Here is a 26355-nt window from a genome sequence, read left to right as displayed (position 1 = left end):
TCGGCGCCCGGTCACGACACCCTGATCGCGACGCGCTGATCGCGACGCCCCGAGCCCGGCGGACGCCGCCGGGCTCAGGGGCCGGCGGCCAGGGCCTCGCGCACGATCCGTCCGACCGCCGCGGACTCCAGCAGAAAGCCGTCGTGCCCGGAGCCGGAGGAGACCAGGCGCAGCTCGGTGCCCAGGTGCCGGGCGAGCTCGGCCTGCAAGCGCGGCGGGTAGAGACGGTCACTGTCGACGCCGGCCACGGTGACCGGCGTCCGGGTACCGCGCAGCGCCGCCGGCACACCACCGCGGCCGCGGCCGACGTCCTGACTCATCATCGCGGCCGTCAGCGTGACGTAGGTTCCGGCGTCGAAACGGCGGGTCAGCTTCACCCCGTGGTGTTCGACGTAGGAGGCGGCGGCGTAGCGGCCGTCCGCCTGCACCCGGTTGCCGAAGCGGTCGGCGAACTCCGCCTCGCTGCGGTAGCTGATCTGGCCCATCTGCCGGGCCAGGGCCAGCCCCGTGTGCGGTCCCGAGCCGGGCGGGAGGTCGTGGTAGTCGCCGCCGTGCCAGCCGGGGTCGGCCCGGATCGCCGCGAGCTGGGTGGCGTAGAGCGCGATCTGTTCCGCGGTCGCCGCCGCGCCGCAGGACAGCACGACGGCCCGCCCGACCCGCTCGGGCAACGCGACCGCCCACTCCAGCGCCCGCATGCCGCCCATCGAACCGCCCACGACCGCCGCCCAGCGGGCGATGCCCAGCTCATCGGCGAGCAGTGCCTCGACCAGCACCTGGTCGGCCACCGTGATCTCCGGCCAGCGGCTGCCCCAGGCCCGGCCGTCGGGCGCGGCGGACGCCGGCCCGGTCGTCCCCTGGCAGCCGCCGAGGACGTTCGGGCAGACCACGAAGTACCGGTCGGTGTCGAGCGCGGCCCCCGGGCCGACCATGGCGTCCCACCAGCCGGGGGTGAGGTGGCCGGGGCCGGCCGGGCCGGCGGCGTGGCTGTCGCCGGTGAGCGCGTGCAGCACCAGCACGGCGTTCGACCGGTCCGGGGCCAGCTGCCCCCACGTCTCGTAGGCGACCGTCACGGTGGGCAGCGCACCACCGCGTTCCAGCGGCACCGGCCGCGCATGCGTGACGAACCGGCGCTGGCCCACCGGGTCGCCGGGGCGCCAGGCGACGCCCGCCGGGCGCGGCTCCCGCTGACCGACGAACGCCGGCGCGGGCGCGGAGCCGGGCGCGGGCGCGGAGCCGGACGGGGGCGCGGGCCGGCGAGGTTCCGGCTGGCCGGCCCGGCCACCGGTGCGGGCGGTGGCCGGCTGGCGCGGCCGGGCGGTCATCCGGACTTCGCGGCGCGGAAACCGGCGTCGAGGTCGGCGAGGATGTCGTCGATGCCCTCGATGCCCACCGACAGCCGGATCAGATCCGGGGTGACGCCGGTGGCCGCCTGCTCGGCCTCGGTGAGCTGGGAGTGCGTGGTCGTCGCCGGATGGATGACCAGCGAGCGGACGTCACCGATGTTGGCGAGATGGCTGAACAGCTCAAGCCCCTCGACGAACTTCCGGCCGGCCGACGCCCCGCCGGCGATGCCGAACGCCAGCACCGCGCCCGCACCCCGCGGGAGCACCCGACTGGCCCGCTCGTACCACGGTGACGTCTCCAGCTTCGGATAGGCCACCCAGCTGACCTCGTCGCGGGCCTGTAGCCACTGAGCGACCCGCAGGGCGTTGTCACTGTGCCGCTCCATCCGCAGCGACAGGGTCTCCAGCCCCTGCAGGAACAGGAACGAGTTCAGCGGCGCGACGGCCGGGCCCAGGTCACGCAGCAGCTGCACCCGGGCCTTGGCGATGTAGCTGCCGTGACCGAGCGCATCCCAGTAGACGAGCCCGTGGTAGCTCGGGTCCGGGGTGGTGAAGTTCGCGAAGCGGCCGCTGGCGCCGTAGTCGAAGCGGCCGCCGTCGACGATGATCCCGCCGATGGACGTGCCGTGCCCGCCGATGAACTTCGTCGCCGAGTGGACGACGATGTCGGCCCCGTGTTCGAACGGCCGGTACAGGTAGGGCGTCGCCAGCGTGTTGTCGACGATCAGCGGCACACCGACCTCGTGCGCGACCCCGGCGACCCCCTCGGTGTCGAGGACGTCCGACCGCGGGTTGCCGATCGTCTCGGCGTAGAAGGCCTTCGTCTCCGGCCGGACGGCGGCCCGCCACTCGTCCAGGTCGTCGGGGTTCGCGACGAACGACACCGACACCCCGAACTTCGGCAGGGTGTAGTGGAACAGGTTGTACGTCCCGCCGTAGAGGTTCGCGGAGCTCACGATGTGGTCCCCGGCCTCGGCCAGGTTGAGGATCGCCAGGCTCTCCGCCGCCTGGCCGGAGGCGGTCGCGAGCGCCCCGACACCGCCCTCCAGGGCGGTGATGCGCTGCTCGAAGACGTCCTGGGTGGGATTCATGATGCGGGTGTAGATGTTGCCCGGCTCCCCCAGCGCGAACAGGGCCGCCGCGTGATCGGTGTCGCGGAAGACGTAGCTGGTCGTCTGGTAGATCGGCACGGCCCGCGCGCCGGTCGTCGGATCGGGCTGGGCGCCCGCGTGGATCTGCTTCGTCTCGAACGACCAGGTCGGCTCGGTCATGGCGGAAGTCCCCCTCGGGCGGTTGCGCGGGCCGGGCCGTCGAGACGGCGCCCGCGGCAGTCGGGTCTGAACACTGCTGAACGCAGGAACGGCCGGGGCTGACCCCGGGCGAGCGGTGGATCTCGAACAGATCTTGGTATCTGCGGGGGCGGGAGCCCGACCGACTGTCCGGCGGCCGACTGCCTGGTCGCCGACTGCCAGCCGGGGCGGAGTCAGGGCACGTTGGCCGGCGTCGCCAGAAAGGATGACGCGCACGGGCGCCGGTTGCCGGGATACACGCCCGGCCCCGGCATTTCCGGGTGACGGCCCGGACGCGAAGCGGGCGGCCGGGCCGGGGCCTGCCGGCTCAGCGATCAGCGCCGCGGGGCGCGGCGGGGCACGGCGGCAGTCAGGACAGCGGCGGTCCGCCCTCAGCCGCCGGCCCGGGCGGCCCCGGTACAGGCCGCCGAGGTGACCCGGAGCAGATCGATGTGTTCCCGACGCACCAGCATCAGCGGCCTCGGCATTTCCGCACCGAAACACGTCCGGCACACGGCATACAATGCACCCGGCAAGTGATCCACCTCACACCACGGAAAGTACTTCCGGCGACACCGCACCCAGGACGACGGGGGTGCGCAGCAACTACATTTACCCGATCGAGAAGAGCCCGAAGTACCGCCCGACTCGCCGCGACGGGAGCGCCAGCATGCCCGACCTCCCCGACCAGGACGGGGCCGACCAGGACGGGGCCGACCGGCACCGGTCCACTCGGCACCGGTCCACTCGGAGGGCCCCGGACCGGGACCGCCCCGGCCCCGGTCCGGGCCGCGGCTGCCTTCCCGTGCTCGACCTGCGCCGGTACACCGCGCCGGCGCGGCCCGCCGACCGCGCCGACTTCCTCGCCGCGCTGCGGGCGGCCTGCCGCGACCCGGGGTTCTTCCAGCTCGTCGGCCACGGCGTACCGCCGTCGCTGGCCGAGGACATCCTGCGGGTCAGCCGGGAGTTCTTCCGCCTGCCGGCCGCCGCGAAGCTGGAGATCGAGAACGTCCACTCCGCACACTTCCGCGGCTACACCCGGTTCGGCCATGAGATCACCCGGGGCCGCCCGGACCTGCGCGAGCAGATCGACATCGGTGACGAGCGGCCACCCCGGGCACTGGGCCCCGGCGATCCTCCGTACCTGCGCCTGGACGGGCCGAACCAGTGGCCGGCGGCGCTTCCCGCGCTGCGTCCGGCGGTGGAGAAGTACCTGGCCGAGCTGGGCGGCCTGGCCCGGGTCCTCGTCCACGCGCTGGCGGAGTCGCTCGGGCTGCCGGCCGGGCAGCTGGACGCCACCTATGCGACCGATCCCCGCTCGCACCTCAAGTTGCTGCGCTACCTGGCCGCACCGGGCGACGCCGCCGCGGCACCGGGCGACGCCCCCTCCGCACCCGGCGGACCCCCCAGCGGCTACGGACAGGGTGTCGGCGCGCACAAGGACGGCGGCTTCCTGAGCCTCGTCCTGCAGGACGAGCTGCGGCCCCTGCACGCACCACCGGGCCCGCCCGGGACGCTCCCCGCCGCCGGGCCGGGGCTGCAGGTCGCCGACGGCCCCGGCCGGTGGATCGACGCGGCGCCGCTGCCGGGGGCGTTCGTGGTCAACATCGGCGAGATGTTCGAACTGGCCACCGCCGGCTACTACCAGGCAACGGTCCACCGGGTGACAAGCCCACCGCCGGGCCACGAAAGGGTGTCCGTGGCGTTCTTCTTCGGGCCGTCCCTGTCAGCCACCGTCACACCTGTGCCGCTCCCCGCCGACCTGCTCGCCGAGATCCCCGACGCCGGCCCCCCCGACCCGGACAACCCGATCTTCGCCCAGCATGGGATGAACACCCTGAAGAGCTGGCTGCGCAGCCATCCCGAGGTCACCCGCCGCCACTACGCCGACCTGACAGCTGCCGACCTGACAGCCGCCGACCTCGCCCAGGCCGACCACACCGCGCCCACCGCACCCACCGGGACCGCCCGGTGACCGCGGCACCGGACTCCCGCGGAACGGCGGATGCCCGCGGCCCGGCGGGGTGGTCGTTCGAGACCCGCCAGATCCACGCGGGCGCCCGGCCCGACCCTGCGACCGGCGCCCGGACCGTGCCGATCTACCAGAGCGCCTCGTTCGTCTTCACCGACTCCGAGCAGGCCGCCGGCCTGTTCGCCCTGACCGAGACGGGCTTCACCTACACCCGGGTGGTCAACCCCACCCAGGACGTGCTCGAACAGCGCATCGCCGACCTGGAGGGGGGCGTGGCCGCGCTCGCGACGGCCAGCGGGCAGGCCGCGCAGACCCTGGCCCTGCTCAACGTGGCCTCCGCCGGCGACCACATCGTCTCGTCGTCATCCCTGTACGGCGGGACCTACGCGCTGTTCCGCCACACGCTGGCCGAGCTCGGCATCACCACGACCTTCGTCGACGACCCCGACGACCTCGACGCCTGGCGGGCCGCCGCGCGGCCGAACACCGCGGCGTTCTACGGGGAGATCATCGGCAACCCGCGCGGGAACGTGCTCGACGTCGCCGGTGTCGCGGCCGTCGCCCACGAGGCCGGGATCCCGCTGATCGTCGACAACACCCTGGCCTCGCCCTACCTGGCCCGTCCGCTGGAGCACGGCGCGGACATCGTCGTGCACTCGCTGACGAAGTTCATCGGCGGGCACGGCACGTCGATCGGCGGCGTCATCGTCGACGGCGGGCGTTTCGACTGGGGCAACGGCCGCTATCCCCGTTTCACCGAGCCGGACCCCGCCTACGACGGCCTGGTCTTCCTCGAAGCCTTCCCCGAGACGGCCTACATCCTGCGCGCCCGGGCCCGGCTGCTGCGCGACCTGGGTCCCGCGATTTCGCCGATGAACGCCTTCCTGCTGCTACAGGGGGTCGAGACCCTGTCGCTGCGGATGGACCGGCACAGCTCCAACGCCCTGCGGGTGGCGCAGTGGCTGCGGGCCCGCGACGACGTCACCGCGGTCGCCTATCCCGGCCTGCCGGACAGCCCGTGGCACGGCGCGGCGGCGCGCTACCTCCCCCGCGGCGCGGGGGCGGTGGTCGCCTTCGGGCTGCGCGACGGACCGCACCGCGGCCCCGCCTTCATCAAGGCCCTCACCCTGCACAGCCACCTGGCGAACATCGGGGACGCCCGCTCGCTGGCGATCCACCCGGCCTCGACGACACATGCCCAGCTGACCGAGGACGAGCGGGCCGCCAGCGGCGTGCCCGCCGAGCTGATCCGGCTGTCGGTCGGCATCGAGGGCATCGACGACATCCTGGCTGATCTCGACCGCGCCTTCCGGGCGGCGGGTTGACCCGACCGGCGCCACCTCCCGGGCCATCCTTCGGGCCATCATGATCATTTTGGTCACGGGAGGTCGTCAACGTTGTTGACTATCTTGAGTTCGTGACCGACGGTGACACTTCGGGAGTACCCGGCGGCTACCAGGCGAGCCGCTGCGCGAAACCGGGCAACGACCGGGGCGCCTGCGCCGGCAGCGTCACCGGTACGGCCGAGCCGCCGAGGAGCCCGGCGGCCCGCGACAGCACCATGGTGGGCGTCTCGGGCTGGGCGAGCGACGGGGCCGCGCAGCCGGCGGCCAGTGCGGTCCGCTCGAGCGGGCAGGTCCACTGCCAGGCCAGCGCGCCCGGATCAGCCAGGTCACTCAGCCTGACCTGGACCGGCCCGAAGGCCGCGAGGACCCGGCCGGCGTCGACGTCCGCCTTCACCTCGACGTCGACCCGGGGCAGGGTCACCTCCGGGCCGCGCACGCCCGCGCCGGCGCCCGTACCGGCACGGGCACCACGGCCGTGCCAGGCAGACCGGGTGGCCGCCTCCACCGAGACGACGGCTCCCTGATCCACAGCCGGCTCCGGCTCCGGCAGGGGCGGTGTCTCCACGGCGGCGCGGTGCCGGCCGCCGCGGTCGCCGGGCGCCGCGGTGGAGGCCGCGTCCGCCCCGTCGGCGATGCCCTTCCACAGGTCGCCCTGGCCGGCGGCACTGCTCGACCGCGTCATCCCGAAGGCGTCACCCAGCACGTCGCCCGGGCCCACCCCGACCCCGGCAGCCGCGGCGACGATCGCCACGACCCCGGCGGCCGGCACCAGCCGGCGCCCCACCGCGGGCGCCCGCCGGCGCCACGCGGGCCGGCCGGGCGAATCCCGGGCATCCGGGTCCGGGTGGGCGGCCGGCGCCCGCCCCGGGCCGTCCGGCGCGGGCTCGTCGCTGCCGGTGACGACATCCAGGAACATCAGTGCCTCGTCCCGGCGACGAGCGCTGACCAGCCCGGCGCGCCGGGCGGCGGGCTCGGCCGGGTTCGCGGCGGCCGCGGTGGCGGTGGGCTCGGTGGCGGTGGGCTCGGTGGCGGCGGGCTCGGTGGCGGCGGCGGTGGCGGCGGGCTCGGCGGCGGCGGGCTCGGCGGCCGGGTCGGGTCCGAGATCCACCGGGGGGGTGCCTGTGAGCAGCCATCNCAGCAGGTCCGCGGCCGCGGGACGCAGCTCCGGCCTGGTGCGCAGCGCGGTGGTGACCACCGGCCGCAGATCCTCCGGCACCCCGTCGATATCCGCGGCGCCCTGGACCGTGCGCAGCACGAGCGCCTGCAGGGGGCCGTCCCCGAACGGGGCGCGCCCGGTCGCGGCGAAGGCGACCGTCAGCGCCCAGCCGAAGACGTCCGCCGCCGGGCCCGGCCGGACATCGCCGGAGATGAGTTCGGGGGCCATGTAGCCGATGCTGCCCAGCACCACCCCCGAGGCGGTCATCGTGCCCGGCAGGCCGGCGGCGATCCCGAAGTCGATCACCGTCGGGCCGTCCGCGGCCAGGATCACGTTGCTGGGCTTCAGATCGCGGTGGACCACGTCCGCGTCGTGAATCGCGCGCAGCGCCTCGGCGAGCCCGGTAGCCAGCGCGCGCAGCCCCTCCGGCCCGGGCGGCCCGTCCGCGGTGACGGCGTGCAGCAGGGTGGGCCCGTGGACGTACTCGGTGGCGATCCACGGCGGGTCGCCGTCCGGCTCGGCGTCCAGCAGGCGAGCCACCCGCGGGCTGTCGATGGAGGCGATCGCGGCCGCCTCCCGGGTGAAGCGCCGGCGGAAGCCCTCGTCCTCCAGGTGCTCGTCGCGCAGCACCTTCACGGCACCCTGCCGCCCACGGCCGTCCACACCGAGGTACACCACGCCCATCCCGCCACTGCCGAGACGGGCGGCCAGCCGGTACGGACCGACGACAAGCGGATCACCGGCCCGCAGCGGCTTCAACGAGACCAGCTCCCCCGGCCGGGAGTCGCCTGTGCGTGCTGGTCGGACGGGTACACGGTCACCACCGGATCGTTCGTGATCGGACAGGGCACTTCGATTTCGGACAGCCGCACTTCGAGCACACACACTTCGGACGGACCCACTTCGACGGACCCACTTCGGACGGACCCACTTCGACGGACGCGCTTCCCACGGACGCGCCCCGGAGAGCCGCGCCAGCGCCGCGCTCGGCGGAGCCGTTTCCGCCGTGTGCGGGTGGCAGGTCCGATCCCCCACAGCTAGATACGCGGTGAGCGCCCGGCTACCCACACACCACCTCGGCGCCGGCGGGAAGTGGTTCGGGCGGGCGAAGGCACGCCCGCCGTCCCCGCCGCGGTGGATACTCCGGGCATGGGACGGACCTACGAGCGGATCGACGATCGGCTGCGGGAGTTCATCGAGGCCCAGAAGCTCTTCTTCGTGGCGTCGGCGCCGCTTTCCGCCGACGGCCGGATCAACCTCTCCCCGAAAGGACGGGACGGGTCGCTCACCGTCCTCGACGAGCTGACCGTCGCCTACCTGGACTTCGGCGGCAGCCACGCGGAGACCATCGCGCACCTGCGGGAGAACCGCCGCATCACGCTCATGTGGTGCGCCTTCGACGGACCGCCGAAGATCCTCCGGATCCACGGCGAGGGCGAGCCGGTGTTCCGCGACGACCCGCGCTGGCCCGACCTGCTCGCCCGGTTCCCAACCGGCCAGACGGAGGCGGGCGGGCTGCGGTCGATCATCGTCGTGCGGGCCCGCACCGTCAGCGACAGCTGCGGCTACGCCGTCCCGCTGATGGAGTATCAGCAGGAGCGCGACCTGCACACCCGGTACTTCGACCGCAAGGGTGAGGACGAGTTCGCCGCCTACTGCGAGCGGGCCGTCCACAACCGCACGAGCATCGACGGGCTGCCCGCACTCCCGCTCCCCCTACCGCCGCTCCCGCACTGACCGCGCCCGCGCGGGGCCGGGCGGGCGCGGGGCCGAGCGGGCGTTCGAGCGGGCGTTCGAGGCGCCGGCCTGGTCGGGTGACCCGCCGCGGCGCGGGGCCGGAGCTCCGCGCCGCGGCGTCGTCCTGCCCGCCGGAACGGCCGTCGGGGCAGGGACGGCCGTCATCAGGAAGACGTCCCGGGGCTGCCGCCACCCGCGAAGCGGTCGCCTCGCCCGCCCGTCGTCCGTCCGCCTCGCCGACGGACGCGGGCCGGCCAGCCGCCCGCCACCCCGGCGCCCGACACATCCCGAAACACATATTTTCCCCTGAAAACAAACAGTTCGTCCGTTTTGCGTGGCTCGCCGCCATCCTCGTCCGGCGCCGACGATCACGGTTCGAGACGGTTCGAGGTCGGCGGCCCATCCGGGCCGGCACCGGCACGTTCGCGCCGGGTCAGCTCCACCCCGGCCACAGCCCGGGCCGGGCCGCCGCCGGCCCGGGGACCGGGGGCGGCAGCACCGGCCGGCGTGGCGGCAGCACCGGACCGGACCCGAAGGCCGACCGGGTGGCGGGCGCGGCGGGCACGGTGCCCGGGCGGTGCAGCAGGCTGCCGGCCTCCCGCTCGGTCAGGACCCGCAGCAGGCTTCCGCGGCGCAGCTCAAGCCGGGGGGAACGCGACACCCCGGCGGGGCGGGAGGGCCGGGCCGGGCGGGTCAGGTCCCCGTCCGCCTCCGATGGGGACCAGCTCGACTCCGGCGGAGCCCAGCCACCGCTCCCGCGGTCCAGGCTGCCTCGGTCGTCCGCGGCGATCTGGCCGGTCACCCGCACCCAGGCCCCCTCCAGGGCCATCAGATCACCGTACGTCGCGACCAGCTCGCGACTGACCCGGTCCCACCCCACGACGTGGAAGCCCCCGCCGGGCCCGTTGCCGAAGTCCAGCACGGTCACGGCCCCGGTCCGGCGGTACTGGCGCACCCGGACGACCCGGCCGACGACCATCGTCTCCGCGCCCCGGCGCGCCAGCAGGCCGGCCCGGTCGAGCGCCGACAGGACGGTGGGCGCGGCCAGGCCCGCGGGCCCGGCGAGCGGCGCCGCCCGCAGCGGCCGGGTGCGCAGGTACCGGGCCGCGGAGACGGTGCTGACCACTCCCACCGCGGCCCCCCGGCCCACACCGCCGGGGCTGGACACACCCGAGCCGGAGCCGCCGGCGCCGGCGGCGCCGGCGGCCGGGCGGCGGCCGCGCCGGTGGACCGGGCCACCGCGGCCCGCCCCCTCGTAGCGCACGTGCGCCTCGGCGTCGAGAATCGCCGCCGCGTCCTCGTAGTCCACCAGGCAGGCGTCACGCAGCCGGCGGGCGGCCGCCCCGACCGTGGGCATCCGTTCCAGCCGGGCGAACAGCGCGGAGGACGCCGGATCGGCGAAGTCCGCGGCGGAGAGGATGAGGTTCTCGCCGGTGTTGAACTCGCGCCACAGACCCGGGTCGCGGGCGAGCGCGGCGAGCGACACCGCGATCACCTCCTGGGCGAACCGGTCGAGCGTCACGTCGTACTGGTTCGACCGGTCCGGGTGCTGGTAGTTGCGGTGGCCGCGTTCCGAGGCGCCGAGCGCGCCCAGCGCGGGCAGGTACATCCCGTCGTAGTCGACCAGCCGGATGGAGGCGTCCGGCAGTACCAGGATGTTGCCGTGCTGGAGATCTCCGTGCGCGGCGCCGCGGCGCCGCAGCTCGGCGACGGCGGTGTGCAGGCTGGCCCGGACCCGGTCCAGCCGGGCCGGCCGGTCCAGGTTCTCCTGGGCCCAGTCGTCGAGCCGGACCCCGTCGATCCACTCCATCCGCACGATCGGCCAGCAATGATCGCGCACCCGGATTCCGGCGGGCAGATAGTCGACCCCGACCAGGAAGTCGAGCGCCGACGACCGGACGAAATCCGCGATACAGGCGTAGCGAAGCTCCAGGTTGTCACTGTGGCGATGGAAGCAGCGCACCGCGTAGCGGCGGCCGGCGTGGCTGACGTCGAAGGTCAGAGCGAAGCCGCCGGTGGCGACGGCCGGCATGCCCAGCGGGGTCAGCCGCGGCACGCTCCGGCGGAGCTGGTCGTCCAGGAACGCCAGCCGTGGGACCTGGACTGCCTGCTGGTAGTCGAGCAGGGTCGGCAGTTTCATGCCCGCGCCCTCGCGCGCGGCCCCTCGCCCGGGCGCGGCCAGCCCGGCGGCGCGGGCCGGCCGGACGGTCCGCGGAAGGTGCTCATGTCTGCACCACACAGATCATGGTGTCGTCGTTGACCAGGCAGCCGTGGTGGCGGTAGGCGGCGACCAGCCGGGTGAACCGGGCGGCGGTCTGCGCCAGCCAGCCCGGCGGGGGCATCCACCCGCGGTTCTCCCCGGCGCGCAGGAGGAACTGCGCCAGCGCATCCGTGGCCAGGACGAAGACGTCGCCGGGGTGGAAGGTGCCGCTCAGGACGACGGGCAGCGGAAGGGACTCCCCACGGCTGCCGACGAGCTGGGCGAAACGGGTGAAGTCCGTCGAGCGCTCGACCGGCCCGGCCACCCGGGTCAGCCCGGCGCTCAGGTGGAACACACAGGAGTCACCGACACAGGTGGCGGTCCACAGCCGGTTGGCGACGTCCACCGAGAGTCCGAGGAAGGAAGCGTCCGCGCCGGACTGCAGCTTGGCCTGCGCATACCAGGGCAGTCCAGGACGGTTCACCTCCGCCCACCATCGCGCGCGCAGCCCGGGCAGCACGTCGGCGGCGAGCGGGTCCACCGACTCGCGCACATAGGCGTCGACCAGCAGCCGGCTCCACACCTCGGGCCGGGCCGAGGTGGACGCACCGTCCGCCACCGCGAACCGCCCCCGCTCGGCGCAGGCGGCGGCGCGGTCCTCGTTCTCGGACGGGTCCCGGCCGAGCTTCGCCACCGTGCGGGACACCGCCGTGAGCTGGGACGACGCGAGCCGGGACGGCGCGGCCAGGTCGGACGGCGCGGCCAGGTCGGACGGCGCGGCCATGTCGGACGGCGCGGCCGGCTGGGACGGCACCGCGACGGACTGCACCGTCATCCGCTCGACCGCGGCCCGACGGTGAGATCGCGCAGACCCGTCGGCGTCACCGCGCGGGTTCCGATGTCGAGGAACTCGATCAGCGCGGTGACATCGGCGTTGTAGAGGAAGCCCCGCGAGCCCGGGCTCGCCGGGTAGCCGAGGCTGTCGGCGGCGGCGACCATGGTGGGCGGCAGGAAGCTCGACATGTCGAACAGTGCCCGCGCGAACTCGTCCGGCAGGTCGTCGCGGTTGTCGGGGAAGGTCACCGCGCGGCGCCCCGCCGCGGACAGGTGTGCGTTGAACAGCAGCGCGGCGCCGTCGGCCGTGCCCGCGGCCCGCACCTGGCCGGCCGCCGCCCGCGGATCACCATCCGTGCTCTGACCGTCGGTCACGTTCACCACGATCGGCGGGAAGCTGGCGGGGTGCCGGCGGCACCAGCCGTCGACGATCCAGGCGGCGACCCGCAGCGCCTCCACCATCGGCGTCCAGCCGTCCGCGACCGGATCGACCCAGGCCGGAATAGGCGTCTGGACCTCCACCAGCCCACCGGCGCCGTCGGACACCTTCCGCAGGATGTGATCCACCCGGTTCGGATTCATCGCGACCTCGCTGATGGGCAGCAGCGGCCTGCTCACACTCGAACCATACAGGACCGGCGCGACCCCGCGACCATAGCCCAGAATTCCTACCTCAAAATAGTCGTACACCCGGTCGTCGCCTTTGCTGCAGAGCAGTACGGCGTTACCGAGAAGCCGATTCACGGCGAGGGCGAGCTGATCGGCTTTGCTCATTGTCCCACCGGCCCAGGTCTCGGCCATCGACGTCGAGTGATCGATGACGAGCAGCAGACACGCCGGCTGCTTGCGATTGATCTCGGCGGAGTACATATCCCTTATCGTTTCACAGCACACGGCCGGATAGACGTTCCGACCACGTTCGACGGCGTCGCCGGGTAATCCGGCAGCACCTTCCGACGAATTTCACGGGCCCGGGCCGCCCGGGTCGATACTCACCCGGCCGGACGGTGGCCGCCGGGGTGCGCGGCCCCGGGCAGGACCACGACCAGGCCCGCGCCCGGTTCGTCGTCCTCCAGCGGGAGTCGCCGGTCCAGCGGCGCCAGATCCGCCCGGCTCGTCCGGCCGCAGCGGGGGCAGGTCGGCTGGCTCAGCGGCAGCAGCACGCCGCAGCCGCCGTCCCCGGAACCGCACCGGCGCCAGTCGTTGCCCACCTCGATGCGGGACCGCTGCTGCGCGAGACGTCCCGCTCCGAGCCGACCGAGGACCCGCACGAGGCGGCCCCCCGTCCGCGGCCAGGAACCCCACGGGTCCCGCTCCTCCCGGGCGGCACGGTCCGGTCGGTGGGTGTGCCCGGGCTCGGCGGACATGGCCTCACCGGCCACGGTGGCGCGGGCCGCGCGGTCGCGCCCGGCGGCGGGCGGGGTGGTCCTTCGCATGCGCGTCCTCGATCCTCGGTCGGGAGACGGCGGTGACGTGACGGCACCGGTGCCGGGCCGGCGGACCGGTGCGGGACATCCCGCGACCACCCGCTCCGGCGCACCGGCGGCGGCCGGGGGCGGCCGGGGGCGGCCGCCGGAACCACCGGAACCAGCGGGCCCGGCATCAGCGGAAAGCGACACTACGGATCGGTTGGGAAATCGACAATCCTTCGGTGCCAACCAGTAGCCCGAACGGTTCAGCCAACCACCCCCGAGTGTGCTCCGCACCACCCGGTAATACGACCAAAGCCCTGCCCGCCCCATACCGAAGGACCACAGCCATCCCCGTTCCGCCTAGCCCGATGGCGCCATCCCTATTTTGAGCACGCCGCCGCAGTGAGGCACGATTCGCCGGTGGCGACCCGCCGGTCCGCACCGCCGGCGGCGCGGGGCGTGGCCGGCGAACCGAGACGCGACGACTCCGGACGGAAATTCCCGCGACGGCACCCGGACGCCCGGGTGACGGAACTCCGGGCGGGGAACTCGGAGCGGCCGGAGCTCCCGGCGGCTGCGGCCGTCGTCCCGGTGGAATTCTTTTCGGCAGCCGGCCGGACCGGGAACGAGAACGACATCTGAAATCGGGAGTCGGGAGTCGGGAATCGCCGACCCGGCACCGCACCGCACCGCCCGCGCATGTCAGGAGTGTTCCGATGGACAACAGCCACCCGGAGCAGGCACCGCCCGGGACACCCGCCGCGCAGGTTCGCGCCGGCTGGCGGGCCCGGCTCGCCGGCCTGGCACCGCTCGCGCAGGAGGAGGTGCTGCTCGATCTGGTCGCCGGCCAGATCGGCGTCGTCACCGGCGGCGGCCCGGGCCCGGTCGACCGCGCGGCCCCCTGGCGCGCGCTGGGCGTCTACCGGCAGGTCGCGGACGAGCTGCGTGCCCGGCTGGCCAGCGCGAGCGGAATCACGCTGCCGGCGACGCTGCTGTTCGAACGGCCGAATCCGCTGGCGGTGGCGACGTTCCTGCGTGCCGAGATCCTCGGGGTGCGGGAGGGCCGCCGGACCACCGGCCCGCAGTGGGCGCCCCCGATCGACCCGGACAACGGCCGGCACGACGGCCGGCACGACGGCCGGCACGACGGCCGGCACGACGGCCGGCACGACGGCCGGCACGGCGGTCGCGGAGAACGCGCTGAGCACGGCACCGACCCGGTCGTCATCGTCGGGGCGGCGTGCCGGCTGCCGGGGGCGGACTCCCCCGCGGCCCTGTGGGAGCTGGTGGCCGAGGGCCGGGACGTGATCGGGGACCTGCCCGCGGACCGCGGGTGGGATCTCGCCGCCCTGTACCACCCGGACCCGGATCATCCCGGCACGAGCTACACCCGCGGTGGCGGTTTCCTGCCCGGAATCGACCTGTTCGACGCGCCCTTCTTCGGCATCGGCCCGCGGGAGGCCGTCGCGATGGATCCCCAGCAGCGGCTGATGCTGGAGATGTCCTGGGAGGCGTTCGAGCACGCCGGAATCGACCCGCTCCCGCTGCGCGGCAGCCGGACCGGTGTCTTCACCGGGGTGTCCCTGCAGGACTACGGGTCGGCCTGGCACCAGGCGCCCGCCGACCTGCAGGGCCACCTGCTGACCGGCAACGCGCTGGGAGTGACGGCCGGCCGCGTCGCCTACACCTTCGGCTTCGAGGGGCCGGCGCTGACCGTGGACACCCAGTGCTCGGCGTCGCTGGTGGCCGTCCACCTGGCCCGGGCGTCCCTGCTCACCGGCGAGTGCGAGCTGGCGCTCGCCGGCGGCGTCACCCTCATGAGCACGCCGGCAATGCTGGTGGAGTTCAGCCGCAAGCGCGGGCTGGCGCCCGACGGCCGGTGCAAGGCATTCTCCGCCGCGGCCGACGGCACCGGTTGGGCCGAGGGTGCCGCCGTCCTCGTCCTCACCCGGCTCTCCCAGGCCCGCGCGCGCCGGCTGCCGGTGCTGGCCGTCGTCGCCGGCAGCGCCGTGAACTCCGACGGTGCCAGCAACGGGCTGACCGCGCCCAACGGCCTGTCCCAGCAACGTCTCGTCGCGCAGGCCCTGGCCAGTGCCGGTCTGCGGCCCGGGGACGTCGACGCGGTCGAGGCGCACGGCACCGGCACGCCGCTGGGCGACCCCATCGAGGCCCGCGCGCTGCTCGCCGCCTACGGGACGGGGCGGCACCCGCGCCGGCCGCTGTACCTGGGCTCGCTGAAGTCGAACATCGGCCACACCCAGGCGGCCGCGGGTGCCGCGGGCGTCATCAAGATGGTCGAGGCGCTGCGGCACGAGACGCTGCCGGCCAGCCTGCACATCGGCAGCCCCACCCCGCACGTGGACTGGAGCGGCGGTGCGATCGAGCTCCTGACCGAGCCGGTCGCCTGGCCGGCCGGGGACCGTCCGCGCCGGGCGGCGGTCTCCGCGTTCGGGATCTCGGGGACGAACGCCCACGTCATCCTGCAGGAGCCGCCCGCGCACGGACCTGCCTCCGCCGCCTACCCGCGCACCCGGCCCGACACCGCCGGGGACGCCCCGGTGACGGTCGTCCTCTCGGCCCGCGGCGAGGCCGCGCTGCGCGCGCACGCGGCCCGCCTGGCCGCGCACCTGACCCGTCGTCCCGGGCTGCGCTGCGAGGACGTCGCGCACTCCCTCGCCACCCGCGCCGGCCTCCCCGACCGCGCGGCGGTCGTCCTCGACGGCCCGCCCGCGGACCGGACCGCGCGGCTCACCGGCGCGCTGGCGACCCTCGCCGCGGGGGGATCCACCCCGGCGCTGGTACGCGGCACCGCCGTGGCCGACCACGGCGCCGCCCGGACCGTCGTCGCGTTCACCGGGCAGGGCAGCCAGCGGCCCGGCATGGGCGCTGGTCTGTACGCCGCGTACCCCACCTTCGCCCGGGCACTCGACGAGATCTGCGACCTTTTCGCCCCGCACCTCGACGAACCGCTGCGCGATCTCATGTTCGCCGCGCCGGGCACCCGGCACGCCGACCTGCTCGACGAGACCCGCTACACCCAGTGCGCGCTGTTCGCCTACCAGGTGTCGCTGTTCCGCCTGCTGGAGGCGTTCGGGCTCGTTCCGCGGCTCGTGCTCGGCCATTCCGTCGGCGAGCTGACCGCGGCCCACGTCGCCGGTATCTGGACGCTGCCCGACGCGGTCGCCCTGGTCGCCGCCCGCGGCCGGCTGATGGGCAGTGCCAGCCCCGGCGTGATGGCGGCGGTGAGCGCCACCGAGGAGGAGGTCCGCGAGTCCCTGGCCCACCTGGGCCTCCGGGCCCACGAGGCCCACGAGGCCCACGAGGCCGACCGGGCCGTTCCGAGCGGACGCCCCGGGCCGGTCGGGCGCGTGGACATCGCGGCGGTGAACAGTGCGGCGTCGGTCGTCGTCGCCGGCGACCCGGGCCCCGTCGACGCCGTGGTGGCGCACTGGGCCGGACGCGGCCGGCCCACCCGCCGGCTGGCGGTGAGCCACGCGTTCCACTCCGCCCACATGGACCCCGTCCTGGGCAGCTTCGCCGCCGTCGCGGGCGGCCTCACCTACCACCCGCCGGTCATCCCGGTCGTCTCGGCGCTGACCGGACGTCTCACCGGCGATCCGGGCACCCAGCCGGCACAGACCGATCCCGGCTACTGGGTACGGCACATCCGCGAACCCGTCCGGTTCCGCGACGCGGTCGCCCGCGGCCAGCGGGAGAACCCGACGGCCTACCTCGAGATCGGGCCGCGGCCGACCCTCGCCGCCCACATCCTCGACACCGCCGCCGGCGAGATCCACGCCGCGCCGGGCGAGCGGGGCTCGGGCGGAGCCGCCTACTCGCCTGGGCGGACCCGGCCCCCCTGCCAGGTCACCGTCGCGGCGGGCCGGCTGCCGGAGCCGACCGCGCTGCACCGCGCGCTCGCCGAGCTGTACACCCACGGCGTGCCCGTCACCTGGCACCAGGCCAACCACCCGCGGGCCATCCCACCGGCCGGGCTCACCGGGCCGGTCCACCTCGACCTGCCCACATACCCCTTCCAGCGGCGGCGGCACTGGATGGAGCCGGCCGCGCCCACACCCGGCCTCCGCACCGCCGCCGCGGCGGGCGGACCCGCACGGGCGGACCTGGCGGACCTGGCGGGCTACCGCACGGTGTGGCGCGAGCTGCCCGCCGCGGCCCCGCCGCCGCTCGCCGGCGCGCCGGGCCCCGCGCCGCTGGCCGGCCGCTGGGTCGTGCTGCGGCCGCCCGCCGGCGTCCGCGACGAGGAGGTCTCGCGCGTCTGCTGGCTGCTGGAACGCCTCGGCGCAACCGTGGCCGAGATCGCGCTGGACCAGCGGGACGACGACCGCGGCCGGCTGGCGACCCGACTGGCCGCCGGGCTGGGTTCCGGGCTGGCAGGCGCGCTGGGGGCCGAACCGGGCGCTCAGCCGGGCGTGCTCCCCCCGCCGGACGCCGCCGCCGCGAAGGGCGGCGTGCTCTCCCTGCTGGCGCTGGACACGACCCACCATCCGGAGCGTCCGGACCTCACCACCGGATTCGCGCTCAGCTGTGCGCTGGCCCAGGCGCACCACGATCTCGGGCTGACCGCGCCGCTGTGGGCACTGACCCGGGGCGCGGTCGGGACCGGCGCCGACGACCCCGTTCGGGAGCCCGCCGGAGCACTGGTCTGGGGGCTGGGGCGCACCCTGGCCCTCGAGCGCCCCACCGCCTGGGGCGGCCTGGTCGACCTGCCCACCGAACTGGACGACCCCGCGCTCGCCCTGCTCGGTTCCGCGCTGACGGCGCCGTGCGGCGAGGACCAGTTCGCCGCGCGGGACGCGGCGCTGCTCGTGCCCCGCCTCGTCCGGGAGGCCGCGGACCCCGAACCGGTAGCGAGCGCCGGCCTCGGCCGCGGTCACGGCTCCGGCTCCGGCTCCGGCTCCGGCTCCGCGTCAGGATCGGGCGCGGGTGCGGGCGTCGACGTGGACTCCTGGAACGTGCGGGGCGCGACCGTGCTGATCACCGGCGGCACCGGCGCGCTCGGCGGCCGGATCGCCGCCGCGCTCGCCCGGGCCGGGGCCCGTCGCCTGGTGCTCGCCAGCCGACAGGGCTCCGCCGCGCCCGGGGCCGCCGCGCTCGGCGCCGAGCTGCGGGCCCACGGCGCCGAGGTCTCGGTGCGCCGCTGTGACGCCGCCGCCGGCGACCAGCTGGCCGCGCTCGTCGCCGAGCTCGTCGCCGACCGGGACGCGCCGCTGGGCGCCGTCGTACACGCGGCCGGGGTCATCGGTCCCACCGCCGCCCTGCACGAACTCGACCTCGACCAGATCGCGGCGGTCCTCGGGCCGAAGGCCGGCGCCGCCGGGCGGATCCACCAGGCCGCCCCCGGGGTACCCCTGGTCCTGTTCTCCTCGATCGCGGCGACGTGGGGCAGCGCCGGGCAGGCCGCCTACAGCGCCGCGAACGCCTACCTCGACGCCCTCGCCGCCCAGCGGCTGGCCGCCGGTCTCCCGGCCGTCTGCCTCGCCTACGGACCCTGGGCCGAGGCCGGTATGGGCGCCGAACCCGCCCGCCGCGACTACCTGCTGCGCCGGGGCCTGCGCCCGCTCCCGCCCGACCAGGCCATCACCGCCCTGACCCGGTCGGCACGCGGCGCGGCCGCGAGCGTGCGCACCGTCGCCGACGTGGACTGGGAGGTGTTCCTGCCGGTCTTCACCGCGGCTCGGCCGTCCCGGCTGTTCGACGAGATCGCCGCCGCCACGGCCGCCGGTGGCCCGCGGCCCGCCCCCACGACCGTCACCACAACCACCGGCCCGGCCACCGATGCCCCCGCGGCCCGCACCGACGGCACCGCCGGCCTGACGGAGGATCTCGAGCAGCTGCCGGCCGAGCGGCGCGCACCCGCCCTGCTCGATCTCGTCCGCGCCGAGGTCGCCGGGGTGCTCGGGTACGGCGACGCGGCCGAGGTGGAGACCGAGCGGCGCTTCCTGGAGATCGGCTTCGACTCGGTCGCCTCGGTGCGGCTGGGCCGCCGGCTCGCCGAGGCCACCGGCCTGCGGCTGAACACGACCGTGGTGTTCGAGCACCCCACCGTGGCCGAGCTCGCCGAGCACCTCGCCGCACTGCTCGCGGCCCGGCCCCGCCCGCTCGCCGGGCCGGCCCGCCACGGCACCGGCGGCGTCCCGGACGCCCGGTCCACCGGGTCCGGCGGGTCCGGCGGGTCCGGCGGGTCCGGCGGCCGCGGCCCGGGCAGGCGGACCGGGCTGGACGGTCTGGTGCCCGGGCCTCGTGGTCCGGTGGGCGAACCCACACCGGGCGCGGAGCCGGGCGGGGTCCGGGCGCTCTACCGCCAGGCCTGCGCCGACGGCAGGTTCGTGGAGGGGGTGGGGGTGCTGCGGGCCGCCGCGCGGCTGCGGCCCACCTTCACCACCCCCGACGCGCTCGCCCGCCGGCCCCGGCCCGTCACCCTCGCGGCCGGTCCGGCCCGGCCGGCGCTGGTCTGCCTGCCCTCGATGGTGGCTCCGTCCGGGCCGCACACCTTCGCCCGGCTGGCGCTGCACCTGCATGGCCGCCGGGCTGTGCACGCGCTCGCCCATCCCGGCTTCGGTGACGGCGAGCTGCTGCCCGCCTCGGCAGACCTCGTCGTCGACCTGCATGCCGACACGGTGGCCAGACATTTCGCCGACGTCCCGATCGCCCTCGCCGGCTATTCGTCCGGCGGCTGGCTCGCCCATGCCGTCGCCGCCAGGCTGGAGGCCCGTGGGTTGGCGGCCGCGGCTGTCGTCCTGCTCGACACCTGGCTGCCCGGCGACCGCATTCCCGAGGCCGACGTCGCCGAGGAACTGCGCGGCATCGCCGTGAACGACCAGGCATTCGCCCTGATGACCGAGGCTCAGGTGACCGCGCAGGGCGCCTACCTGGACCTGTTCGAGGGATGGCGCCCGACACCGGTGCGCACTCCGATCGTCCTGGTGCGCGCGATCGCGGGCATGCCGCGGCGGAGCCCCGCGGCCGGACCGGGCCGGTCGGACGCGGCGGCCACGGTGAGCTCGACGGGCGCGGCAGCGGGAGTGGTCAGCGCGTCGAGAGCGGGTGCGATCGGCGCGACCGGTGCCGCATCGGGCGGCCTGCCGCGGGACGGAGCCGACGACTGGGATCTCGACTACGACCTGGTGCACGCCGCCGGCGACCACCAGTCCCTGATGAACGAGCACGCGAGGTCGACCGCCGACACGGTGCACGCCTGGCTGGAAGGTGTCGGCGAGCGCCGGGCCGCGCGGAGCCCCGTCGGCGGCGCCGCGGCCGGGTGAGGCCGTTACGCGCGGCGAGGCGGTCGGCACCGGGCACTTTCCTCCCTTGAGGAGGCCCGGAATGCCGATCCGGCAGATCAGCGCGTTTGCGGACGTCGAGCACCCGCACCGGGGCGAACATGGGGGTGGTTCTGGACGCAAGGGGGCGGACGGCGACCACGGGTGCCCGACACGTGTGCTGGAGGACGCTGTGCCCTACCGCTTCGATTCCGAGCGCGCCGCGCTGATCGAGATCACGCCGCACCCGCTGCTGGACGGCATCAGCGCCCACCGGGCCCGCGCCACCGAGCTGATTCTCGCCGCGACCAGGGAGATCGACCTGACCGGCGTGAACATAACGGACACCACCGTCCCCGGCCCGCCGGACGCACCCGACGTGGCGGTGCGCATCTACACCCCGCTGATCGGCAGCCGGCCGACGCCGGCGATCCTCCACCTGCGTGGCGGCGGGTTCGTCGCGGGCGCCCTGGGCACGGACCACCGGGCCAACATCGAGCTCGGCCGGGCACTGGGCGCCACCGTCATCTCGGTCGACTACCGCCTCGCCCCCGAGAACCCCTATCCGGCGGCGATCGAGGACTGCTACGCCGCGCTGCTGTGGACGGTGGACCGCGCCGACCGGCTCGGGGTCGATCCCACCCGCCTCGCCGTCCACGGGGTGAACACCGGAGCGGGTCTGGCCGCCGCGCTCGCCCTGCTCGCGCGGGACCGCGGCGGGCCGGCACTGTGCTGCCAGTGCCTGCTCCGGCCCGAGCTGGACGACCGTCGCGCCCGCGTCGGGCCGCGGCCCGACGCCGCCGCCCGCTGGGATGCCTACCTCGGCGCGGGCGTGGCCGGGACGGACGAGGTACCCGTGTACGCGGCGCCGGCGCGGGCGACCGACCTACGCGGGCTCCCGCCGGCGTATGTGTCCGTCCAGGAAGGCGATCGGCTCCTCGACGAGGGCGTCGCCTACGCGGCGCGGCTGCGCGCCGCCGGTGTTCCCGTCGACCTGCGGCACCAGCCGGCCTCGCCGGTGGCCGTTGCGCCGGCGCCGACGGCCTCGGGGGCCGTGCGGTGCACCGGCGGTCCCGGCTCCCGCCGCCGGCACCGGAGCCCGGCGGCGGTACACGGCACCGCCGGGGTGAGCCGGGAGGCCGCCGGGGTGAGCCGCGAGCGCGACGACAGGATCTCCTACCTGCGCGCCGCGCTGAAGATCCGCTTCTAGGTCAGCGGACCGTGGGTCAGCCGCGGTCCTTGGCGCGGCTCCTGGTCACGCCGCTGTCCCGGCGCGCCAGCCCATCCCCCTGCGCGGGGATCCCGGCGTTCTGCCGGGCGTAGATCGCCTCGATTTCCTGCCGCAGCGCCGGCGAGGTGTCCGCCGACTCGATGATCAGGTCGAACTCGTGACGCTGGCGACGGACGGCGCGGCGGGCGGCAAGCTTCCGGTACAGCCCGGAGCGGTCGGAGAGGTGAAGGTTCACGGCTGCCTCCTTGCGACATGTCCAGCGACGGCTGATTTCCGCCGTCGAATCAATAATGACCCGAAAGCCGGGAAAGAATACGGACTCCCACACGTGACGTCGGACGCACTTGCGAGGGCGGTTCGGGCACCGGTGTAAGCCACGTCTATGTCGTGGACCACATCGCGGGAAATCGGTCGGAGAAGCGACAGTCCTTAGTGACCCCGATCACCGCCACTGCTTTTGCGTGACCCGCGTCACGACATTGTCGAATCCGTGTCGACAGTGCCCCGGGAGCGCCGCCGGCATTGTCGCACCGGCGCCGGCCACCCTCGGGACGGCCCCGGCGCACCGCCGCCGCCCCCACCGGCCGCCGGCCCACCGCCGGCCGGGTGACGGCCACCACAGCAGCACCAGTCAGCTCTCCCGCCGCGAAGGCGCCCACGCGGCGACCACAGGGCCCCAAGGCGCCACGGGGCGCCACGGGGCGCCACGGGGCGCCACAGGTCATGGAACGGCGGGACTCTCACCTCTTGACGGGCGCCCGCCACCGCGCAGCCACCACCACGCCAGCTCCCCGATCACCACTCTCGTCGCACCTGTCCGTGACGCACCGGAGTGCCAGCCTTCCTGTCCGGATGGCGACTTAGCCCGGTTAAAGACCGTTGGTGCTAGGCACATACAATTCATGCCACTGATCCCGTCTCCTGCCCCGAGGTACGCGGGATGCCAGCTCCGTCGAATCCATCGAATTGGGAGGGCTCACATCGACCGCCACGAACTCGTCGACCTCACGCGACGGGCGCTGAAAATAGCCACTGATAAAACCACCGACATGACGCCGGCGGAGGGCGGCGTGGCAGCCGCCGCCTACACCGATCCCGAGCAGTTCGAAAGGGAGCGCGAACTGGTCCGCCGGTCACCCCAGCTGGTGGGTTACAGCTCCGAGCTGCCAGGGGCGGGAAGCTACTGCACAAAGACGGTCATGAATGTCCCGGTGCTGCTGACCCGGGGCGAGGACGGGACCGTCCGGGCCTTCGAGAACATCTGCCTGCACCGGCAGTCCCAGGTCGCCACGGGCTGCGGCACGGCGGAACGGTTCGTCTGCCCCTGGCATGCCTGGACGTACGACGCCCGGGGCGCGTTCGTCGGCGGTCCCGGCCGGGAGGGCTTCCCCGCCACCCTGGACGGGAAGGCCCGCCTGACCGAGCTGCCCGCCGCCGAGAACGCCGGCTTCCTGTGGGTCGGCCTGGACCCGCAGGCAGGTCCGCTGGACATCGACGCGCACCTGGGCGAGCTCGGCCCGGAGCTGGCCTCGTGGGGCATCGGGAACTGGGCGCCGGTGGGCGAGAAGGTCCTCGACGCACCGGTCAACTGGAAGCTCGCGCTCGACACCTTCGCCGAGAGCTACCACTTCGCCACGGTGCATCGCGAGACCTTTGCCCAGATCACGAAAAGCAACTGCGCGCTGTTCGACTCCTTCGGCCCGCACCATCGGCTGATCTTCCCGATGAAGCACATCACCGATCTCGCCGACCAGCCGGAGGAGGAGTGGGTGCCGCTGAACAACTTTGTGTTGATCTACGCCCTGTTCCCGAACATCGTGCTGTCGGTGACCGTCGCCAACGGTGAGATCTTCCGGGTGTACCCGGGCGAACGTCCCGGCCATTCGGTGACCGTTCACCAGAACGCGTCGTCCATGGATGTCAGTGACGAGGGAATCGCCGAGACCGCCAGAACGATCTTCGACTACGCGCACGAGGCCGTGCGCAACGAGGACTACGCGCTGGCGGCCCAGGTGCAGGCGACCATGGCCACCGGCGCGCGGACGGGTGTGGTCTTCGGGCGTAACGAACCCGGTCTGCACCACCGCCACGAGGTGCTGGCGAAGGCACTGGCCGCCGGCCGCTGAACCGCGCCGGCAGCTGGGCGGGGAAGGGCCGCGAGGCCCGCGGCCCTTCCCCGTCGAATGCTGCCGCGGCGCCAGCCGGTGGCGCCAGGCCGGCGCCCGCAGGCAGGCGCCGCCGTGGCAGGCAGACCGCCGTGTCAGGCAGCCGCCGTCAGGCGAGTGTCGCGATGGCGTTGTTGAAGGTCGCCGACGGACGCATCACCGCGGTGGCCTTCACCGGGTCGGGCTGGTAGTAGCCGCCGATGTCCGCGGGCGAGCCCTGAACCGCCAGCAGCTCGTCCACGATGACCTTCTCCTGGGACGCGAGCGTCTCGGCCAACGGGCCGAAGGCCGCTGCCAGCGCGGCGTCGGCGGTCTGCGCGGCCAGCTCTTGGGCCCAGTACAGCGCCAGGTAGAAGTGGCTGCCCCGGTTGTCGATGCCGCCGACGCGGCGGGTCGGCGACTTGTCCTCGTTGAGGAACGTCGCCGTCGCCCGGTCGAGGGTGTCGGCGAGCACCTGGGCCCGGGCGTTGCCGGTGCGCTGCGCGAGGTGCTCGAAGCTGACGGCCAGCGCGAGGAACTCACCGAGGCTGTCCCAGCGCAGGTAGTTCTCCTTGACCAGCTGCTGGACGTGCTTCGGCGCCGAGCCGCCGGCACCGGTCTCGAACAGGCCACCGCCGTTCATCAGCGGTACGACCGAGAGCATCTTGGCGCTGGTGCCCAGCTCCAGGATCGGGAACAGGTCGGTCAGGTAGTCACGCAGCACGTTGCCGGTCACCGAGATGGTGTTCTCGCCGCGGCGGATCCGCTCCNGCGAGTACTTCGTCGCCTCGACCGGAGCCTTGATCTCGATCGTCAGGCCCTCGGTGTCGTGCTCGGGCAGGTAGGCCCGCACCTTTGCGATGAGCTGGGCGTCGTGCGCGCGGGTCTCGTCCAGCCAGAACACCGCCGGGTCGCCGGTGGCCCGGGCCCGGCTGACCGCCAGCTTCACCCAGTCGCGGATCGGCGCGTCCTTCGTCTGGCAGGCGCGGAAGATGTCGCCGGCGCTGACGGTCTGCTCCAGCACGACGGTGCCGGCGGTGTCGACGAGCCGCACCGTGCCGGTGGTCTGGACCTCGAAGGTCTTGTCGTGGCTGCCGTACTCCTCGGCCTTCTGCGCCATCAGCCCGACGTTGGGCACGGAGCCCATCGTCGCCGGGTCGTAGGCACCGTGCGCCCGGCAGTCGTCGATGACCGCCTGGTAGACGCCGGAGTAGCTGCTGTCGGGCAGCACGGCCAGCGTGTCGGCCTCGGCCCCGTCCGGGCCCCACATGTGGCCGGAGGTGCGGATCATCGCCGGCATGGACGCGTCGACGATGACGTCGCTGGGCACGTGCAGGTTGGTGATGCCGCGGTCGGAGTCGACCATGGCCAGGGCCGGGCCGCCGGCCAGCTCGGCCTCGAAGGAAGCCTTGATCTCGGCGCCCTCGGGCAGCGCCTCCAGGCCCTTGAAGATGCCGCCGAGGCCCTCGTTGGGGGTGAGGCCGGCGGCGGCGAGGGCCGCGCCGTGGCGGGCGAACGTCTCGGGGAAGAAGGCCCGCACCACGTGGCCGAAGATGATCGGGTCGGAGACCTTCATCATCGTGGCCTTGAGGTGCACGGAGAACAGCACGCCTTCGGCCTTGGCCCGGGCGACCTGGGCGGTGAGGAACTCGCGCAGCGCGCCGACCCGCATGACGGAGGCGTCGACGACCTCGCCGGCGAGCACCGGTACCGACTCCCGCAGGACGGTGGTGGTGCCGTCGTCACCGACCAGCTCGATGCGCAGCGCGCCGTCCGCCGCGATCACCGCGGACTTCTCGGTGCCGCGGAAGTCGTCGGCGCCCATGGTGACGACGTTGGTCTTCGAGTCGGCGCTCCAGGCGCCCATCCGGTGCGGGTGTGACCTGGCGTAGCCCTTGACCGAGGCGGGCGCCCGGCGGTCGGAGTTGCCCTCACGCAGGACCGGGTTGACCGCGCTTCCCTTGACCTTGTCGTACCGGGCGCGGATCTCCCGCTCCTCGTCGGTCCGGGGGTCGTCCGGGTAGTCCGGCAGCGCGTAGCCCTGCTGCTGCAACTCGGCGACGGCGGCCCGCAGCTGCGGGATCGAGGCCGAGATGTTCGGCAGCTTGATGATGTTCGCCTCGGGCGTCTTCGCCAGGTCACCGAGCTCGGCGAGCGCGTCGTCGATGCGCTGGGACGGGTCGAGGTACTCGGGGAAGCTGGCGATGATCCGCCCGGCCAGGGATATGTCGCGGCTCACGACCTCGACCCCGGCCGTCGACGCGTACGCCTGCACCACCGGCAGGAACGAGTACGTCGCCAGGGCGGGCGCCTCGTCGGTCTGCGTGTAGATGATCACCGATTCAGTCACCGAAACTCCGCTTCGCGTCTACTACTGCGTGTCGTATCAAGGTATGCCCTGCCCGCCG

General features: G+C 74.5%; 15 protein-coding genes and 1 pseudogene. 6 read left to right on the top strand and 10 right to left on the bottom strand.

Annotated elements, in window-relative coordinates; translation table 11 throughout:
* Positions 1-74: 74 nt before the first annotated feature.
* Together UG55_RS01010 and UG55_RS01005 are read right to left on the bottom strand one after the other, a co-directional pair.
* Positions 75-1322, bottom strand: coding sequence for a homoserine O-acetyltransferase (locus UG55_RS01010; protein WP_066061431.1), 1248 nt, complete (start codon positions 1320-1322; stop codon positions 75-77).
* Entirely contained in the window at positions 1319-2614 is a 1296-nt protein-coding gene (locus UG55_RS01005; protein WP_066061428.1) for a bifunctional o-acetylhomoserine/o-acetylserine sulfhydrylase, read from the bottom strand. Before UG55_RS01005 ends, UG55_RS01010 begins: the two co-directional genes overlap by 4 nt.
* Positions 2615-3227: 613 nt before the next feature.
* Here UG55_RS01005 and UG55_RS01000 point away from each other — a divergent pair.
* Positions 3228-4607: an isopenicillin N synthase family oxygenase gene (locus UG55_RS01000; RefSeq protein ID WP_242423548.1), complete on the top strand. Its 1380-nt coding sequence runs from the start codon at positions 3228-3230 to the stop codon at positions 4605-4607.
* Positions 4604-5929: a bifunctional o-acetylhomoserine/o-acetylserine sulfhydrylase gene (locus UG55_RS00995; RefSeq protein ID WP_066061425.1), complete on the top strand. Its 1326-nt coding sequence runs from the start codon at positions 4604-4606 to the stop codon at positions 5927-5929. Before UG55_RS01000 ends, UG55_RS00995 begins: the two co-directional genes overlap by 4 nt.
* Positions 5930-7085: 1156 nt before the next feature.
* Here the strand turns inward: UG55_RS00995 and UG55_RS30960 are convergent.
* On the bottom strand, positions 7086-7865 hold a 780-nt coding region (locus tag UG55_RS30960), incomplete at its 3' end, for a serine/threonine-protein kinase (protein WP_242423547.1).
* A 390-nt stretch (positions 7866-8255) separates the two neighbouring features.
* Here UG55_RS30960 and UG55_RS00985 point away from each other — a divergent pair.
* Entirely contained in the window at positions 8256-8843 is a 588-nt protein-coding gene (locus UG55_RS00985; protein WP_066061419.1) for a pyridoxamine 5'-phosphate oxidase family protein, read from the top strand.
* Between the two features lie 433 nt (positions 8844-9276).
* On the opposite strand, the gene UG55_RS00980 is transcribed toward UG55_RS00985, so the two are convergent.
* The 4 genes from UG55_RS00980 to UG55_RS00965 form a co-directional block, all read right to left on the bottom strand.
* A complete protein-coding gene (locus tag UG55_RS00980; RefSeq protein ID WP_066061416.1) occupies positions 9277-10983 on the bottom strand; it encodes an AarF/UbiB family protein in 1707 nt (568 codons plus the stop codon).
* 82 nt (positions 10984-11065) lie between these two features.
* On the bottom strand, positions 11066-11878 hold the full coding sequence (locus UG55_RS00975) for a hypothetical protein (RefSeq protein ID WP_199864994.1): 813 nt from the start codon (positions 11876-11878) through the stop codon (positions 11066-11068).
* Positions 11875-12747, bottom strand: coding sequence for a vWA domain-containing protein (locus UG55_RS00970; RefSeq protein ID WP_066061411.1), 873 nt, complete (start codon positions 12745-12747; stop codon positions 11875-11877). The genes UG55_RS00975 and UG55_RS00970 overlap by 4 nt, the downstream gene beginning before the upstream one ends.
* 122 nt (positions 12748-12869) lie before the next feature.
* The gene (locus UG55_RS00965; RefSeq protein WP_066061408.1) at positions 12870-13313 is read right to left on the bottom strand and encodes a hypothetical protein; all 444 of its coding nucleotides are present in this window, start codon (positions 13311-13313) and stop codon (positions 12870-12872) included.
* Between the two features lie 692 nt (positions 13314-14005).
* Between UG55_RS00965 and UG55_RS00955 the strand changes: the two genes are divergently transcribed.
* The gene (locus UG55_RS00955; protein WP_066061402.1) at positions 14006-20575 is read left to right on the top strand and encodes a type I polyketide synthase; all 6570 of its coding nucleotides are present in this window, start codon (positions 14006-14008) and stop codon (positions 20573-20575) included.
* A 190-nt stretch (positions 20576-20765) separates the two neighbouring features.
* Entirely contained in the window at positions 20766-21782 is a 1017-nt protein-coding gene (locus UG55_RS00950; protein ID WP_066061454.1) for an alpha/beta hydrolase, read from the top strand.
* A gap of 16 nt (positions 21783-21798) precedes the next feature.
* On the opposite strand, the gene UG55_RS00945 is transcribed toward UG55_RS00950, so the two are convergent.
* Positions 21799-22038 (bottom strand): hypothetical protein, encoded by a 240-nt coding sequence (locus UG55_RS00945; RefSeq protein WP_066061399.1) that lies wholly within the window; start codon positions 22036-22038, stop codon positions 21799-21801.
* A gap of 745 nt (positions 22039-22783) precedes the next feature.
* On the opposite strand from UG55_RS00945, the gene UG55_RS00940 reads away from it, so the two are divergent.
* Positions 22784-23929 carry an SRPBCC family protein gene (locus UG55_RS00940; protein WP_396230770.1) on the top strand — a complete coding sequence of 382 codons (1146 nt, stop codon included), beginning with the start codon at positions 22784-22786 and terminating at the stop codon, positions 23927-23929.
* Between the two features lie 148 nt (positions 23930-24077).
* Here the strand turns inward: UG55_RS00940 and UG55_RS30955 are convergent.
* Both UG55_RS30955 and UG55_RS00935 read right to left on the bottom strand, forming a co-directional pair.
* Positions 24078-24717, bottom strand: a pseudogene (locus tag UG55_RS30955) (NADP-dependent isocitrate dehydrogenase); the annotation flags it as partial.
* Between the two features lies 1 nt (position 24718).
* On the bottom strand, positions 24719-26297 hold a 1579-nt coding region (locus UG55_RS00935; protein ID WP_242423545.1), incomplete at its 3' end, for an NADP-dependent isocitrate dehydrogenase.
* Positions 26298-26355 lie beyond the last annotated feature (58 nt).

Origin of the sequence: Frankia sp. EI5c (genome assembly GCF_001636565.1) — a bacterium.
In the GTDB taxonomy this organism is placed as follows: domain Bacteria; phylum Actinomycetota; class Actinomycetes; order Frankiales; family Frankiaceae; genus Parafrankia.
The sequence above is the reverse complement of the archived record's forward strand: the minus strand, read 5'-3'. Positions and strand labels throughout refer to the sequence as shown.

Coding starts and splice junctions, on each gene's coding strand:
- UG55_RS00955 (WP_066061402.1), top strand. CDS start 14,006: ATGGACAACAGCCACCCGGAGCAGGCACCGCCCGGGACACCCGCCGCG.
- UG55_RS01010 (WP_066061431.1), bottom strand. CDS start 1,322: ATGACCGCCCGGCCGCGCCAGCCGGCCACCGCCCGCACCGGTGGCCGG.
- UG55_RS00980 (WP_066061416.1), bottom strand. CDS start 10,983: ATGAAACTGCCGACCCTGCTCGACTACCAGCAGGCAGTCCAGGTCCCA.
- UG55_RS00965 (WP_066061408.1), bottom strand. CDS start 13,313: ATGCGAAGGACCACCCCGCCCGCCGCCGGGCGCGACCGCGCGGCCCGC.
- UG55_RS00975 (WP_199864994.1), bottom strand. CDS start 11,878: ATGACGGTGCAGTCCGTCGCGGTGCCGTCCCAGCCGGCCGCGCCGTCC.
- UG55_RS01005 (WP_066061428.1), bottom strand. CDS start 2,614: ATGACCGAGCCGACCTGGTCGTTCGAGACGAAGCAGATCCACGCGGGC.
- UG55_RS00970 (WP_066061411.1), bottom strand. CDS start 12,747: ATGTACTCCGCCGAGATCAATCGCAAGCAGCCGGCGTGTCTGCTGCTC.
- UG55_RS00985 (WP_066061419.1), top strand. CDS start 8,256: ATGGGACGGACCTACGAGCGGATCGACGATCGGCTGCGGGAGTTCATC.